This window comes from Paenirhodobacter sp., assembly GCF_041916475.1.
Taxonomy (GTDB): Bacteria; Pseudomonadota; Alphaproteobacteria; order Rhodobacterales; family Rhodobacteraceae; genus Rhodobacter.
The window spans coordinates 63,393-76,365 of the sequence record NZ_JAYRZN010000011.1 but is presented as its reverse complement, the minus strand read 5'-3'; the positions used below and the strand labels follow the sequence as shown (position 1 = coordinate 76,365).

Below are 12,973 nucleotides of genomic sequence, written 5' to 3'. Positions count from 1 at the left end.
ATCCCAATGAAGGCGTACAATATGGAACAAATTACCTGATTTAAAACAAAAGCAAGAACGAACGCATCAAAGCACGCCGCCATTGCACCGCAGGCAGTCATCGCCTAAATCTCGACCATGACCATTCGCCCCATCATCATCCATCCCGACCCGAGGCTCAAGAAGCTCTGTGCCCCCGTGGACACGGTCGACGACGAGACCCGCAAACTGGCCGACGACATGCTGGCCACCATGTATGATGCGCCGGGAGTGGGGCTCGCCGCACCGCAGGTGGGCGTGCTGAAGCGGGTTTTCGTGATGGATTGCGTGAAAGACAAATCCGCCGCGCCGCAGCCGATGGTGCTGATCAACCCCGAGATCACCTGGACCTCCGAGGAGACCAATGTCTACGAGGAAGGCTGCCTCTCGATCCCGGAGCAATATGCCGAGGTGACCCGCCCCGCGGAGGTGCGGATGCGCTGGCTCGGGCTCGACGGGCAGCTCCATGAGGAGCAGTTCGACGGCCTCTGGGCCACCTGCGCCCAGCACGAGAACGACCACCTCGATGGCAAGTTGTTCATCGACTATCTCGGGCCGCTGAAGCGGCAGATGATCACCCGCAAGATGGAAAAGCTGAAGCGCGAACGCGCGCGGGCGGCCCGGGAACAGGGCATCGCCTGATGGCCGTGCGCCCCTACATCCCCTATGACGATCGCCGCCTGCACAGCCCGGCGGAGCCGGTTCCGGCCATCACCGAAACCGTGCGGATGATCTGGGACGACATGATCGAGACCATGGATGCGATGCCGGGCGTAGGCCTGGCCGCGCCGCAGATCGGGATCATGCTGCGCCTCGCGGTGGTGGATGCCTCCGACAAGCGCGGCCAGGCGGTGCGGATGGCCAATCCGGAGATCCTGCACGCCTCGGTGCAGATGCGCAGCCACGACGAGGCCTCGCCCAATATCCCGGGCATTTCCGCGATCATCGAGCGCCCCCGCGCGGTGACGGTGCGCTTCCTCAATGACCAGGGCGAGATCGAGGACCGCGATTTCGTCGGCCTTTGGGCCACCTCCGTGCAGCATCAGATCGACCATCTGAACGGCCGGACCTACCTCGATCATCTCTCGCCGCTGCGCCGCAAGATGCTGGTGCAGAAGGCAAAGAAGCTGCAGAGGTAGAGATGCGCATCGTTTTCATGGGTACGCCCGAGTTTTCCGTCCCGGTGCTGGAGGCTCTGGCCGCATCCCATGAGGTGGTGGCCGTCTATTCGCAGCCGCCCCGCCCCGCGGGCCGCGGCAAGAAGGAGCGGCCCTCCCCCGTCCATGCCCGCGCGGCGGAGCTGGGCCTGCCGGTGCGCACGCCGCTCAATTTCCGCTCTGATGAGGCGCGCGCCGAATTCGCGGCGCTGCAGGCCGATGTGGCGGTGGTGGTGGCCTATGGGCTGATCCTGCCGCAGGCGGTGCTCGATGCGCCGCGCCTTGGCTGCCTGAACATTCATGCCTCGCTGCTGCCGCGCTGGCGCGGGGCCGCGCCCATCCACCGGGCAATCATGGCGGGCGATGCAGAGACCGGCATCTGCATCATGCAGATGGAAGCGGGGCTCGATACCGGGCCGGTGCTGCTGCGCGCCGCCACGCCGATCGGCGCCACCGAGACCACCGGCGCCCTGCACGACCGGTTGAGCGAGATGGGCGCACGGATGATCGTCGAGGCGCTCGCGCATCTGTCGGGCCTGCCGCCGGTGCCGCAGCCGGAGGCGGGTGTCACCTATGCCAGCAAGATCGACAAGGCCGAGGCGGAGATCGACTGGGCGCGCCCGGCGCTGGAGGTCCTGCGCCGGATCAATGGCCTCTCGCCCTTCCCCGGCGCCTGGACATCGGTCGCGGGCGAACGGGTGAAGCTTTTGCGCGCAGAGCTCACCTCCGGCACCGGCGCCCCCGGCCAGGTGCTGGGCGGCTTTACCATCGCCTGCGGCACCGGCGCGGTGCAGATCCTCGAGGCGCAGCGCGAGGGCAAGCGCCCGATGCCCGCCGCCGAAGTGCTGCGTGGCCTGACCCTGCCCGCCCAGCTCTGAGCCCTTCCGCCGCGCGCCCTTGGGCCCCATATCGCACCCTGTACCCCTACGGAGGCCGGCCATGCCCATTCTCGCCCTGATCGTCGTCGGCGCCGCCGCGGGCTTCATCGCCACGCGGCTGATGCGGCTGAACACCGATATCCCCACCACCATCGCCATCGGCGTGATCGGCGCCCTGATCAGCGGGCTGGTGCTGCGCTTCCTGATCGTGCTGACCGGCTGGGCCGCGGGCTTCGTCGGTGCCGTGCTCGGCGCGATGGTGCTGATCTGGCTGTGGCGCATGTATGGGCCGCGCCGATGATCTGGGCGCTTCTGGGCGGTATGGGCTCGCGGCTCGCGCTCTGGGCCATGGCTCTGGCGCTGTGGCTCTTTACCCGCCCCGGGGGCTGGGCGGTGGTGGCCGTGGCGGTGCTGGTGGCGGTGAAGCTCCTGCCCGCGAAGTGATTGCCCTGCGGCCCCCCGCCCGCCTATCATCGCGCGAACCCCGGGAGGCACCATGAACTTCGAAACCCTGATCGGCGAAAATGCCGTCCTGATCGCCATCGCCGCGCTGCTGATCGTCGCGGTCTTCCTGGGCGTGCGGATCGTGCCGCAATCCGAAAAGCATGTGGTCGAGCGTTTCGGGCGGCTGCATGCGGTGCTGGGGCCGGGCATCAACTTCATCGTGCCGCTCCTGGACCGCGTCGCGCACCGGATCTCCGTGCTGGAGCGGATGTTGCCCGCCACCCGGCAGGACGCGATCACCGCCGACAACGTGCTGGTGCAGGTGGAGACCTCGGTCTTCTATCGGATCATCGAGCCGGAGAAGACGGTGTACCGCATCCGCGATGTGGACGGCGCCATCGCCACCACCGTGGCCGGCATCGTGCGCGCCGAAATCGGCCGGATGGAGCTCGATGCGGTGCAATCCAATCGCGCCAGCCTGATCGGCACCATTCAGGGCAACCTCGCCGATATGGTCGATGACTGGGGCATCGAGGTGACCCGGGTGGAGATTCTCGATGTGAACCTCGACGAGGCCACCCGCGCGGCGATGCTGCAGCAGCTGAATGCGGAGCGCGCCCGGCGCGCACAGGTGACCGAGGCCGAGGGCCGCCGCCGCGCGGTGGAGCTCGCGGCCGACGCCGATCTCTATGCCGCCGAGCAGCAGGCGAAGGCCAAGCGCATCACCGCCGAGGCCGAGGCCTATGCGACCGAGGTCATCGCCACGGCGATCGCGAAGAACGGGCTGGAAGCGGTGCAATACCAGGTCGCGCTGAAGCAGGTGGAGGCGCTCACCGAGGTGGGCAAGGGGCCGGGCAAACAGGTGGTGCTGCTGCCCGCAGCCGCCCTCGATGCCTTCAAGGACGCCTTTGCGCAGTTCCGGGGGAAGGCCTGATGTGGCGCGAACCCTGGCTCTGGATGGTGCTGGGCCTGGGCCTCGCGCTGGCCGAAATGCTGCTGCCCGGGTTCTACCTGCTGGGCTTTGCGGTGGGCGCGGTGGCCACCGGCGCGCTGATCTGGGCCGGGCTGCTCACGAGCCTTCCCGCGATGCTCTGCGCGCTGGCGGCGCTTTCGGTGCTGGCCTGGCTGGCGCTGCGCCGGATCGCGGGCGTGCGGCGCGGCCAGCGCAAGGTCTGGCACCGCGACATCAACGACAACTGACCCCGGGCGCGGCGGCTGCCCGCATCGCACGGAAAGCCACTCCACCCGCCTGCGGCCGCAGAGGCCGCAGCGCGCGCTCAGATTTGCGCGGCGGTGCTGGCGCAGCTCAGATCCCGCGGATCTCGCTCAGGATCGCCTGCGCCGCCGCTGCCGGATCCGCGGCCTTCCAGATCGGGCGCCCGACGACCAGATGATCCGCCCCCGCGCGCAGCGCCGCGGCCGGGGTCTCCACCCGCTTCTGATCGCCAAGCTCCGCGCCTGCGGGCCGCACCCGGGCGTCACGATCAGCCGCCCCGCCGCCTGCGGCAGCGCGCGGATGGCGGCGGCCTCGCGCGGGCTCGCGATGACGCCATCCGCCCCCGCCTCGAATGCCCGCGCCGCGCGCTCCACCACCAGATCCTTCACATCCCCCGCCCGCAGCAGCGCGCCATCGAGACCGGCCCGGTCGAGCGAGGTCAGGATCGTCACCGCGAGGATCTTCAGCCCCGATCCCGCCGCGCCAGCCTTTGCCGCCTGCACCACATAGGGGTCGCCATGCACGGTCAGGAAATCCAGATCGTAGCGCGCGATGCCGCGCACCGCGGCCTCCACCGTGGCGCCGATGTCGAAGAACTTCATGTCGAGGAAGATCTTCTTGCCCATATCGGCCTTCAGCTCATGCGCGAGCGCGAGCCCGCCGCCCGTGAGCATGCCGAGCCCGATCTTGTAGAAGGAGACGCTGTCCCCGAGCTGCCGGGCAAGCTCCAGCCCCGCCAGCGCATTCGGCACATCGAGGGCTACGATCAGGCGGTGGTCTGCAGGCAGGGTCATGGCGGGCTCCGGGTTGATAAACGGCCGTCTTTTGCCCCCGTTGCCCGGCCCGGTCAAGGAAAAGCCGACCCTCCGCGCGCGGCGCATATTTTTTCCGCAGCGGGCCGGGCGCCCCCTTGAAGCCTCGCGCCGGGGGGACCAATTCTGGCTCAAGACCCGGTTCCGGGCGCGCCGCCGATGCGGGCGCCTATTTCCCCCGGGGGCTTCAGAAAAGGAGATTTCCGCATGAACATGGAAAAGTTCACGGAGCGGTCGCGCGGCTTCATTCAGGCCGCCCAGACCATCGCGATGCGCGAAGGCCATCAGCGCGTCGTTCCCGAACATCTGCTGAAAGCATTGATGGATGACGATCAGGGCCTGTCCTCGAACCTGATCCGCCGCGCGGGCGGCGAGCCGCAGCGGGTGCAGGAGGCGGTCGATCTGACAGTCTCGAAGCTGCCGAAGGTTTCGGGCGGCGATGGGCAGGTCTATGTCGAGCAATCGCTGGTGCGCGTGCTGGACGAGGCCGAGAAGATCGCCCAGAAGGCGGGCGACAGCTTCGTTCCGGTGGAACGGATCCTGATGGCGCTGGCCATGGTCAATACCCGGGCAAAAGATGCGCTCGATGCGGGCGCGGTGACGGCGCAGAAGCTGAACGCCGCGATCAACGACCTGCGCAAAGGCCGCACCGCCGACAGTGCCTCGGCCGAAGAAGGCTATGACGCGCTGAAGAAATATGCCCGCGACCTGACCGAGGCTGCCGAACAGGGCAAGATCGACCCGATCATCGGGCGCGACGAGGAAATCCGCCGCGCGATGCAGGTGCTGAGCCGGCGCACGAAAAACAACCCGATCCTGATCGGCGAGCCGGGCGTGGGCAAGACCGCGATCGCGGAGGGCCTCGCGCTGCGCATCGTGAACGGCGACGTGCCCGAAAGCCTGCGCAACAAGAAGCTGATGGCGCTGGATATGGGTTCGCTGATCGCAGGCGCGAAATACCGCGGCGAATTCGAGGAGCGGCTGAAGGCGATCCTGAAGGAGATCGAGGCCGCGACCGGCGAGATCATCCTGTTCATCGACGAGATCCACACCCTGGTGGGCGCGGGCAAGACCGATGGCGCGATGGATGCCGCGAACCTGATCAAGCCGGCGCTGGCGCGGGGCGAGCTGCACTGCGTGGGCGCAACCACGCTCGATGAATACCGCAAATATGTGGAGAAGGATGCGGCCCTGGCCCGCCGGTTCCAGCCGGTGTTCGTGAACGAGCCCACGGTGGAGGACACGATCTCCATCCTGCGCGGCATCAAGGAGAAATACGAGCTCCATCACGGGGTAAAGATTTCCGACAGCGCTCTCGTGGCCGCGGCGACGCTCAGCCACCGCTACATCACCGACCGATTCCTGCCCGACAAGGCGATCGACCTCGTGGACGAGGCCGCGAGCCGCCTGCGCATGGAAGTGGACAGCAAGCCCGAGGAGCTCGATGCGCTGGATCGCGAGATCCTGCAAAAGCAGATCGAGGCCGAGGCGCTGCGCAAGGAGGACGATGCCGCCTCCCGCGACCGGCTGGAAACGCTGGAGCGTGAGCTGTCGGAGCTGCAGGAGCGCTCCGCCACGATGACGGCGAAATGGCAGGCCGAGCGCGACAAGCTCGAATCCACCCGCGACCTGAAGGCGGATCTGGAGAAGGCCCGCGCCGAGCTCGATCAGGCCAAGCGCGAGGGCAATTTCGCCAAGGCGGGCGAGCTGCAATACGGCCGGATCCCGGAGCTGGAGAAGCATCTGGCCGAGGCAGACCAGTCCGAGGGCGCGATGGTCTCGGAAGCGGTGCGCCCCGAGCAGATCGCCGAAGTGGTGGAGCGCTGGACCGGCATTCCCACCTCCAAGATGCTGGAGGGCGAGCGCGAGAAGCTGCTGAAGATGGAAGAGGAGCTGCACAAGCGGGTCATCGGCCAGGATGCGGCGATCACCGCGGTGGCCAATGCCGTGCGCCGCGCGCGCGCGGGCCTGAACGACGAGAACCGGCCGCTGGGCAGCTTCCTGTTCCTTGGCCCGACCGGCGTCGGCAAGACCGAGTTGACCAAGGCCGTGGCCGAATACCTGTTCGACGACGATACCGCGATGGTGCGCATCGACATGTCGGAATTCATGGAGAAACACTCCGTGGCCCGGCTGATCGGCGCCCCGCCCGGCTATGTCGGCTATGATGAGGGCGGGGTTTTGACCGAGGCCGTGCGGCGCAGGCCTTATCAGGTCGTGCTGTTCGACGAGGTGGAGAAGGCGCATCCCGATGTGTTCAACGTGCTGTTGCAGGTGCTCGATGACGGCCAGCTGACCGATGGCCAGGGCCGCACCGTGGACTTCAAGCAGACGCTGATCATCCTGACCTCGAACCTCGGCAGCCAGGCGCTGAGCCAGCTGCCCGAGGGCAACGACAGCGCGGTGGCCAAGGCCGAGGTGATGCAGGCGGTGCGGGCGCATTTCCGCCCCGAATTCCTGAACCGCCTCGACGAGATGGTGATCTTCGACCGGCTGACGCGCAAGAACATGGACGGCATCGTCGAGATCCAGCTGCGCCGGCTGGAGAAACGCCTCGCGGCGCGCAAGATCGCGCTGGAGCTGGATCCGGCGGCGCTGATGTGGCTCGCCGATGAAGGCTACGATCCGGTCTATGGCGCGCGGCCGCTGAAGCGGGTGATCCAGCGCACGCTGCAGGACCCGCTGGCGGAGCTGATCCTCTCGGGCGAGGTACTGGATGGCGCCACGGTCGCGGTTTCGGCCGGGCCGGAGGGGCTCATCGTCGGCGGGCGCGTGGCGCCCACGGCGCAGGCCCGGCCCGAGGATGCGGTGCTGCAATGATACGCAGGGGCGGGGAAACCCGCCCCTTTCGCTATTTCGGCACGGCCGCCGCCGCCCGGCGCGCCGCAACCTCCGCGCGGACGGCGCAGCCCTCGGCATGGTCGTTCACCAGCCCCATCGCCTGCATGAAGGCATAGACCGTCGTCGGCCCCACGAATTTCCAGCCGCGCTTGCGCAGCTCCTTCGAGAGCGCCTCCGAAAGCGGCGATGTCGGGCGCACCACGCCGCCCGGTTCCGTCTCCTCATAGCGCCACAGGAAAGCCGCGAGCGAGCCCTCCTCGGCGACCATCTCGCAGGCGCGCCGGGCATTGTTGATCGTCGCCTCGATCTTGCCGCGGTGGCGCACGATGCCCTTGTCCTGCAGGAGCCGCTCCACGTCCTCGGGCCCGAACTCCGCCACCTTCCGGAAATCGAAGCCCGCAAAGGCCGCGCGGAAATTCTCGCGCTTCTCCAGAATGGTGCGCCAGCTCAGCCCGGACTGGAAACCCTCGAGGCAGAGCTTCTCGAACAGGCGGATGTCGTCGGTGACGGGAAAGCCCCATTCATGGTCGTGATACTGCACATAGCCCGGCGTCGCCGCGCACCAGCCGCAGCGCGCGCGGCCATCCTCTCCGGTGAACAGGGCCATGTCTTCCTCCATGCAGCGGCTACAAAAGTTCACGCAATGTTCACCATCTGCCGCCCCGCGTCAACGCCGATGCAAGGCGGCTTCCCGGCCGCGCGCCTTGTAGGCCGGTGCCCCGCATGCCAAATCTGCGGCCGGGAGGCAGAAAGGAACATCAGATGAGCGACCTGCACACCCCCGAGGGCATGGAACTGACCCTGCGCACCCTGGCGATGCCCGCCGATACCAATGCTGCCGGCGATATTTTCGGCGGCTGGGTGATGTCGCAGATGGACCTTGCCGCGGCGATCCGCGCCAATGAGCGCTGCAATGGCCGCACCGTGACCATCGCCGCCAACGAGATCGTGTTCAAGAAGCCGGTCAAGGTCGGCGATACGCTGTGCGTCTATACTGCGGTGGATCAGATCGGCCGCACCTCGATGGTGATCCGGATCGAGGTCTGGGCCCGGCGCGCCTATACCGCGCTGCGCGAAAAGGTGACCGAGGCGCGCTTCACCATGATCGCCGTCGATGCCGAGGGCCGTCCGCGTCCGGTCGATCTTCCCGCCTGAGCCCGGGCGCGATAAACTGCGGCCATGCCCGCCCTGTGCCGCGATTGCCTGAGCCTGTTCGACACCGCCCCCGCGCGCTGCCCGCGCTGCGGCCGGGGGCGGATGGTTGCGCATCCGGAACTGATGCAGCTCTCCGTCGCGCATCTGGATTGCGACAGCTTCTATGCCTCGGTGGAGAAGCGCGACAACCCGGAGCTTGCGAGCCGCCCGGTGATCGTGGGCGGCGGCACGCGCGGGGTGGTCTCCACCTGCTGCTATATCGCGCGGATCTCGGGCGTGCGCTCGGCCATGCCGATGTTCCAGGCGCTGAAGCTCTGCCCCGATGCGGTGGTGATCCGCCCGCGCACCGCCCATTATGCCGAAGTATCGCGCGCGATCCGGGAGCGGATGGCGGCGCTCACGCCGCTGATCGAGCCGCTCTCGCTCGATGAAGCGTTTCTCGATCTCACCGGCACCGAGCGGCTGCACCACGCGCCGCCCGCGCTGCAGATGGCGCGGCTGGCGCATGAGATCGAGGCGGAGCTCGGCGTCACCGTCTCCATCGGCCTGTCGCACAACAAGTTCCTGGCCAAGATCGCCTCCGATCTGGACAAGCCGCGCGGGTTTTCGGTGATCGGCCGGGCGGAGACGGCAGATTTCCTGCGCGACAAGCCGGTCTCGATCCTGTGGGGCGTGGGCGAGGCCACCCGGGCCACGCTGGGCCGGGCCGGGCTGCGCACGCTGGCCGATGTGCGCCGCGCCGGGCTGCGGCGGCTGGTGGAGCGGCTCGGGCCTTCGGGCGAGCGGCTGTGGCAGCTCTCCCATGGCGAGGATCACCGCCGCGTCACCCCCGATGCGCCGCTGAAATCGGTCTCCAAGGAGACCACCTTCGACACCGACATCAGCGACCGCGCAGCCCTTGAGCGGCATCTGTGGGTGCTGTGCGAACAGGCCGCCGACCGGATGAAAGCCAAGGGCCTGCAGGGCCGCACCGCCACGCTGAAGCTGCGCCGGGCGGATTTCTCGGCGCTCTCGCGGCAGCAGCGGCTGGAGGAGCCCTCGCAGCTGGCCGATACGCTGTTTCGGGTGACGCAGGGGCTGCTGGCGGCGCTGCCGGAAAAGGGGCCGTTCCGGCTGATCGGGGCGGGCTATACCGATCTGACGGCGGCCGACGGGCGCGACCCGGTGGGCGATCTGCTTGATCCGCAGGCGGGCGCCCGGGCCGGCGCCGAGCGCGCCATGGACCGGATCCGCGCACGCTTCGGCAAGGAAGCGATCAGCCGTGGCCGCGGGCTCTGATCATTCCGCGGCCATCCGCCGCCCGTCGCGGCCAATTTCCGCCAGCCCCGCCACCGCGCGCGCCATCAGCGCCACGAAATCCGCATAATCCGCGCCCGGCTCGACGCGCTCCTCGTCCAGATACAGCGCGCGGTTGATCTCGATCTGCACCACGTCGATGCCCTCGGCCGGGCGGCCGTAGCGCTGCGTGATATAGGCCCCGGCGAAGGGATTGTTGCGCGCCACCCGCAGCCCGAGCCCGGTGAACACCGCATCCACCGCCGCCGTCACCTCCGAGCGCGCCGAAGCGCCGAAGCGATCGCCCAGCACGATATCCGGCCGGCGCGTGCCCATCTGCTCCGTCGCCTCCGAGGGCATCGAATGCACATCGAGCAGAAGCGCCCGGCCGAACCCCGCCCGCGCCTCGCCCAGCAGCCCCGCGAGCGCCATGTGCCAGGGCCGCCACACTTCGGCCAGCCGCGCCTCGGCTTCGGTTCGCGAAATCTTGCCCGCATAGATCTGCCGGTTGCCGGAGACGACGCGGGGAATCACCCCGAGCCCCGCCATCACCCGCGGGCCGCGCGGGCTGCGCGGCAGCCCCTCGATCAGCGCCGGATCGAGCTCGTCCTCCGCCCGGTTCAGATCGACCCAGGCCCGCGGCAGCCGCGCCGCGAGCAGCGCCGCACCCTCTTCGGGCGCCGGCGCCAGCAGAGCATCCACGAAGGCATCTTCGGAGGAGCGCAGCCTGCGCGCGTCCAGAACCGAGCGCGCAATCAGCTGGGCCGGATAATCACGCCCGGAATGCGGCGAGGAAAACACCACGCCGGTCGTCATCCTTACCGGACGGATCAGCCTGTAGGGCCGCTTGTCTTCCTCGGCAATGGGCATCCACACTCCATCTTCAGCAGACAGCCTACACCGATTTGATTTCCCGCCAAAAGCCTCTTGCAAGGGAAACCGAGTCCTTTTATAGACCCCCAAACCCAAGCGGTTCCCGGTCCCGGATGCATGTCCGGACAGAGAATCGCAAAGGTCAAGGGCGGTTAGCTCAGCGGTAGAGCACTACGTTGACATCGTAGGGGTCACTGGTTCGATCCCAGTACCGCCCACCATTCGCCGCTCCCTCCGGGGGGCATATCTGTTTCAAGGCGCACGCGCGCCGCGACCAGGAGGAAGACCGATGAAGGTCCGCAACTCGCTCCGCTCGCTCAAGCAGCGTCATCGCGATTGCCAGATCGTGCGCCGCAAGGGCCGCGTCTACGTGATCAACAAGACGCAGAAGCGCTTCAAGGCCCGTCAGGGCTGATCCGCTTCGGGCAGCAAATTTCAAAGGCCGTGCAGGGAAACCCGCACGGCCTTTTCCTTTTACCCGCCAGAAGCGGCGGGGGCTATTGCCCCGCCAGAGCCGTGAGCGCCGCCGTGGGCGCGAGGCCCGCGGCCTCGGCCACCTGTGCCAGCGTCTGGGTTTCGGTGGCGACCGGCATGCCCGCCGCCCGCAGCTGCGCGATCAGCGCATCGGTCTGCATCCCCATCGCCGGTGCGACATCGTGCACCGAGGCATTCAGCAGCTTCTGCGCCACCGCGAATTGCGGCGGCCGACCGCCCGCCCCCGCAGAGCCGCCAAGCGTGGGCAGCACGAACAGCACCGCCGCAAGCACCGAGACCGCCAGCGCCGCAGCCATGGGCGGGCGGCGGAAATAGGCCGTCATCGGCCGCCAGTTCTTCCACAGATGCAGCCCGAAAGGCAGAATCAGCACCATGCTGAGCCATTCATGCATGCCGTGGAACGCGACGCTGCCGATGTGGAAAAACAACGCCACCCCCGAGATCAACGAGACCAGAAACAGCCCGGTAATCAGGGGGGTGGCGTAGCGGAGGAGAAACGCTTTCATATCTTGCACGTCCGTTGGGCGCCGATAGTGGCGCGGGGTCGGACATGACACGGATCCGGGCGCCGGATCCGTCGCTCAATCGTATTTGCGCAGATCCTCGATCACCTTGCCGTCGTTGGGCAGGCTGCCGGGCGCCACCAGCTCGATCGTGCCCTTCAGCTTCAGCGCCTCGACGACGCCGCCCGCATAGCGGCCCGGGTCATGGCCCTCGGTCTCGATGCGGATGGTCATCACATCCATCTCCCCGTCGCGGGTCGCGACCACGCGCGCACGCGTCACCTCCGGATGCGCCGAGACGAAGGCCGCCACCTGCTCGGGCCGCACGAACATGCCCTTGATCTTGGTGGTCTGGTCGGCGCGGCCGAGCCAGCCGCGGATGCGCCGGTTCGTGCGCCCACAGGGCGAAACCCCGGGCATGATCGCGCTCAGGTCCCCGGTCGCGAAGCGCACCAGCGGGTAATCCGGGTTCAGCGTGGTGATCACCACCTCGCCCACCTCGCCATCGGGAACCGGGTCGCCGGTGCCCGGGCGCACGATCTCCACGATCACGCCCTCGTCGAGGATCATGCCCTCCATCGCCGCGCTCTCATAGGCGATGTGGCCGACATCCGCAGTGGCATAGCACTGCCGGCAGGCGATGCCGCGGTCCATGTATTCCTGCCGCAGGCTCGGGAACAGGGCGCCGCCGCTCACCACCGCCTTGGCAATGGCAAGCTCCACCCCCATCTGATCGGCCTTGTCGAGAATCACCTTCAGGAAATCGGGCGTGCCGGCATAGGCCGTGGTGCCGATATCGGCGGCCGCGCGCACCTGCAGCTCGGTCTGGCCAGTGCCCGCGGGCAGGACCGCCGCACCCACCGCCCGCGCCCCCGATTCGAACATCATTCCCGCCGGGGTCAGATGATAGCCGAAACAGTTGTGCACGATATCGCCCGCGCCCACGCCCGAGGCAAACAGGAACCGGCCGAGCCGCCACCAGTCGCGCGCGACATCGCCCGGCTCATAGATCGGGCCCGGGGACTGAAACACATGGGCAAAGCCGGAGGCGGGCTTCACCGTCAGCCCGCCGAAGGGCGCCGCGCGCTTTTGCGCCGCGCCGAGGTCCGATTTGCGCAGGACGGGCAGCCGGGCCAGCGCCGCGCGCCCGGTGACCGCCGCCGCCTCGACCCCGCCCAGATGCGCGGCCAGCCCCGGCGCCCGCAGCGCCTGCGCGATCGCCTGCGGCAGATCCCGCGCCAGCGCCGCCTCGCGTTCGTCCTCCGACCGGGTCTCCAGCGCGTCGTAATGGGTCATTCGCTCTCTC

At 68.2% G+C, this 12,973-nt stretch carries 15 protein-coding genes, 1 tRNA gene and 1 pseudogene; 12 read left to right on the top strand and 5 right to left on the bottom strand.

The features are described from left to right. The first annotated feature begins 117 nt into the window (after positions 1 to 117). The 7 genes from def (ACOMG5_RS06680) to ACOMG5_RS06650 all read left to right on the top strand — a co-directional run bounded on the left by def (ACOMG5_RS06680) (position 118) and on the right by ACOMG5_RS06650 (position 3,697). Positions 118 to 660 carry a peptide deformylase gene (gene def / locus ACOMG5_RS06680; RefSeq protein ID WP_420343016.1) on the top strand — a complete coding sequence of 181 codons (543 nt, stop codon included), beginning with the start codon at positions 118 to 120 and terminating at the stop codon, positions 658 to 660. Beyond that, positions 660 to 1,157 carry a peptide deformylase gene (def, locus tag ACOMG5_RS06675; RefSeq protein ID WP_420343015.1) on the top strand — a complete coding sequence of 166 codons (498 nt, stop codon included), beginning with the start codon at positions 660 to 662 and terminating at the stop codon, positions 1,155 to 1,157. The genes def (ACOMG5_RS06680) and def (ACOMG5_RS06675) overlap by 1 nt, the downstream gene beginning before the upstream one ends. A 2-nt stretch (positions 1,158 to 1,159) precedes the next feature. Further along, entirely contained in the window at positions 1,160 to 2,053 is an 894-nt protein-coding gene (gene fmt, locus ACOMG5_RS06670) for a methionyl-tRNA formyltransferase (protein WP_420343014.1), read from the top strand. A gap of 61 nt (positions 2,054 to 2,114) precedes the next feature. After that, a complete protein-coding gene (locus tag ACOMG5_RS06665) occupies positions 2,115 to 2,354 on the top strand; it encodes a GlsB/YeaQ/YmgE family stress response membrane protein (protein ID WP_420343013.1) in 240 nt (79 codons plus the stop codon). Further along, entirely contained in the window at positions 2,351 to 2,497 is a 147-nt protein-coding gene (locus ACOMG5_RS06660) for a hypothetical protein (protein ID WP_420343012.1), read from the top strand. Before ACOMG5_RS06665 ends, ACOMG5_RS06660 begins: the two co-directional genes overlap by 4 nt. Before the next feature lie 52 nt (positions 2,498 to 2,549). Then, positions 2,550 to 3,431 carry an SPFH domain-containing protein gene (locus tag ACOMG5_RS06655; RefSeq protein ID WP_420343011.1) on the top strand — a complete coding sequence of 294 codons (882 nt, stop codon included), beginning with the start codon at positions 2,550 to 2,552 and terminating at the stop codon, positions 3,429 to 3,431. After that, complete coding sequence (locus ACOMG5_RS06650; protein WP_420343010.1) at positions 3,431 to 3,697, top strand: NfeD family protein; 267 nt, start codon at positions 3,431 to 3,433, stop codon at positions 3,695 to 3,697. The genes ACOMG5_RS06655 and ACOMG5_RS06650 overlap by 1 nt, the downstream gene beginning before the upstream one ends. Before the next feature lie 106 nt (positions 3,698 to 3,803). Here the strand turns inward: ACOMG5_RS06650 and pyrF are convergent. Further along, positions 3,804 to 4,507: pseudogene (gene pyrF, locus ACOMG5_RS06645) on the bottom strand (orotidine-5'-phosphate decarboxylase). Between the two features lie 225 nt (positions 4,508 to 4,732). On the opposite strand from pyrF, the gene clpB reads away from it, so the two are divergent. After that, positions 4,733 to 7,345, top strand: coding sequence for an ATP-dependent chaperone ClpB (gene clpB, locus ACOMG5_RS06640; RefSeq protein ID WP_420343009.1), 2,613 nt, complete (start codon positions 4,733 to 4,735; stop codon positions 7,343 to 7,345). A 31-nt stretch (positions 7,346 to 7,376) separates the two neighbouring features. Here the strand turns inward: clpB and ACOMG5_RS06635 are convergent, their stop codons facing one another. Beyond that, entirely contained in the window at positions 7,377 to 7,973 is a 597-nt protein-coding gene (locus ACOMG5_RS06635; RefSeq protein WP_420343008.1) for a DNA-3-methyladenine glycosylase I, read from the bottom strand. Positions 7,974 to 8,128: 155 nt separating this feature from the next. Here ACOMG5_RS06635 and ACOMG5_RS06630 point away from each other — a divergent pair, with 155 nt between their 5' ends. Next, a complete protein-coding gene (locus tag ACOMG5_RS06630; RefSeq protein ID WP_420343007.1) occupies positions 8,129 to 8,521 on the top strand; it encodes an acyl-CoA thioesterase in 393 nt (130 codons plus the stop codon). A gap of 24 nt (positions 8,522 to 8,545) precedes the next feature. Next, the gene (locus ACOMG5_RS06625) at positions 8,546 to 9,799 is read left to right on the top strand and encodes a DNA polymerase IV (RefSeq protein WP_420343006.1); all 1,254 of its coding nucleotides are present in this window, start codon (positions 8,546 to 8,548) and stop codon (positions 9,797 to 9,799) included. Here the strand turns inward: ACOMG5_RS06625 and ACOMG5_RS06620 are convergent, their stop codons facing one another. Further along, positions 9,800 to 10,666 carry an N-formylglutamate amidohydrolase gene (locus tag ACOMG5_RS06620; protein WP_420343005.1) on the bottom strand — a complete coding sequence of 289 codons (867 nt, stop codon included), beginning with the start codon at positions 10,664 to 10,666 and terminating at the stop codon, positions 9,800 to 9,802. It abuts the gene before it with no gap. Positions 10,667 to 10,815: 149 nt separating this feature from the next. On the opposite strand from ACOMG5_RS06620, the gene ACOMG5_RS06615 reads away from it, so the two are divergent. Both ACOMG5_RS06615 and ykgO read left to right on the top strand, forming a co-directional pair. Further along, positions 10,816 to 10,890 (top strand) — tRNA-Val (locus ACOMG5_RS06615). A gap of 68 nt (positions 10,891 to 10,958) precedes the next feature. Then, positions 10,959 to 11,084: a type B 50S ribosomal protein L36 gene (gene ykgO / locus ACOMG5_RS06610; protein ID WP_013069105.1), complete on the top strand. Its 126-nt coding sequence runs from the start codon at positions 10,959 to 10,961 to the stop codon at positions 11,082 to 11,084. An 82-nt stretch (positions 11,085 to 11,166) separates the two neighbouring features. On the opposite strand, the gene ACOMG5_RS06605 is transcribed toward ykgO, so the two are convergent. Next, positions 11,167 to 11,670: a DUF4405 domain-containing protein gene (locus ACOMG5_RS06605; protein WP_420343004.1), complete on the bottom strand. Its 504-nt coding sequence runs from the start codon at positions 11,668 to 11,670 to the stop codon at positions 11,167 to 11,169. A 75-nt stretch (positions 11,671 to 11,745) separates the two neighbouring features. Next, positions 11,746 to 12,963, bottom strand: coding sequence for a phenylacetate--CoA ligase family protein (locus ACOMG5_RS06600; RefSeq protein WP_420343003.1), 1,218 nt, complete (start codon positions 12,961 to 12,963; stop codon positions 11,746 to 11,748). Positions 12,964 to 12,973 lie beyond the last annotated feature (10 nt).

What these genes read in the sequence shown, in the direction of transcription:
- ACOMG5_RS06665 (WP_420343013.1), top strand. Translation starts at nt 2,115, where the DNA reads ATGCCCATTCTCGCCCTGATCGTCGTCGGCGCCGCCGCGGGCTTCATC.
- ACOMG5_RS06630 (WP_420343007.1), top strand. Translation starts at nt 8,129, where the DNA reads ATGAGCGACCTGCACACCCCCGAGGGCATGGAACTGACCCTGCGCACC.
- ykgO (WP_013069105.1), top strand. Translation starts at nt 10,959, where the DNA reads ATGAAGGTCCGCAACTCGCTCCGCTCGCTCAAGCAGCGTCATCGCGAT.
- ACOMG5_RS06620 (WP_420343005.1), bottom strand. Translation starts at nt 10,666, where the DNA reads ATGCCCATTGCCGAGGAAGACAAGCGGCCCTACAGGCTGATCCGTCCG.
- ACOMG5_RS06655 (WP_420343011.1), top strand. Translation starts at nt 2,550, where the DNA reads ATGAACTTCGAAACCCTGATCGGCGAAAATGCCGTCCTGATCGCCATC.
- ACOMG5_RS06660 (WP_420343012.1), top strand. Translation starts at nt 2,351, where the DNA reads ATGATCTGGGCGCTTCTGGGCGGTATGGGCTCGCGGCTCGCGCTCTGG.
- fmt (WP_420343014.1), top strand. Translation starts at nt 1,160, where the DNA reads ATGCGCATCGTTTTCATGGGTACGCCCGAGTTTTCCGTCCCGGTGCTG.
- ACOMG5_RS06625 (WP_420343006.1), top strand. Translation starts at nt 8,546, where the DNA reads ATGCCCGCCCTGTGCCGCGATTGCCTGAGCCTGTTCGACACCGCCCCC.
- ACOMG5_RS06650 (WP_420343010.1), top strand. Translation starts at nt 3,431, where the DNA reads ATGTGGCGCGAACCCTGGCTCTGGATGGTGCTGGGCCTGGGCCTCGCG.
- ACOMG5_RS06635 (WP_420343008.1), bottom strand. Translation starts at nt 7,973, where the DNA reads ATGGCCCTGTTCACCGGAGAGGATGGCCGCGCGCGCTGCGGCTGGTGC.
- ACOMG5_RS06605 (WP_420343004.1), bottom strand. Translation starts at nt 11,670, where the DNA reads ATGAAAGCGTTTCTCCTCCGCTACGCCACCCCCCTGATTACCGGGCTG.
- def (WP_420343016.1), top strand. Translation starts at nt 118, where the DNA reads ATGACCATTCGCCCCATCATCATCCATCCCGACCCGAGGCTCAAGAAG.
- ACOMG5_RS06600 (WP_420343003.1), bottom strand. Translation starts at nt 12,963, where the DNA reads ATGACCCATTACGACGCGCTGGAGACCCGGTCGGAGGACGAACGCGAG.
- clpB (WP_420343009.1), top strand. Translation starts at nt 4,733, where the DNA reads ATGAACATGGAAAAGTTCACGGAGCGGTCGCGCGGCTTCATTCAGGCC.
- def (WP_420343015.1), top strand. Translation starts at nt 660, where the DNA reads ATGGCCGTGCGCCCCTACATCCCCTATGACGATCGCCGCCTGCACAGC.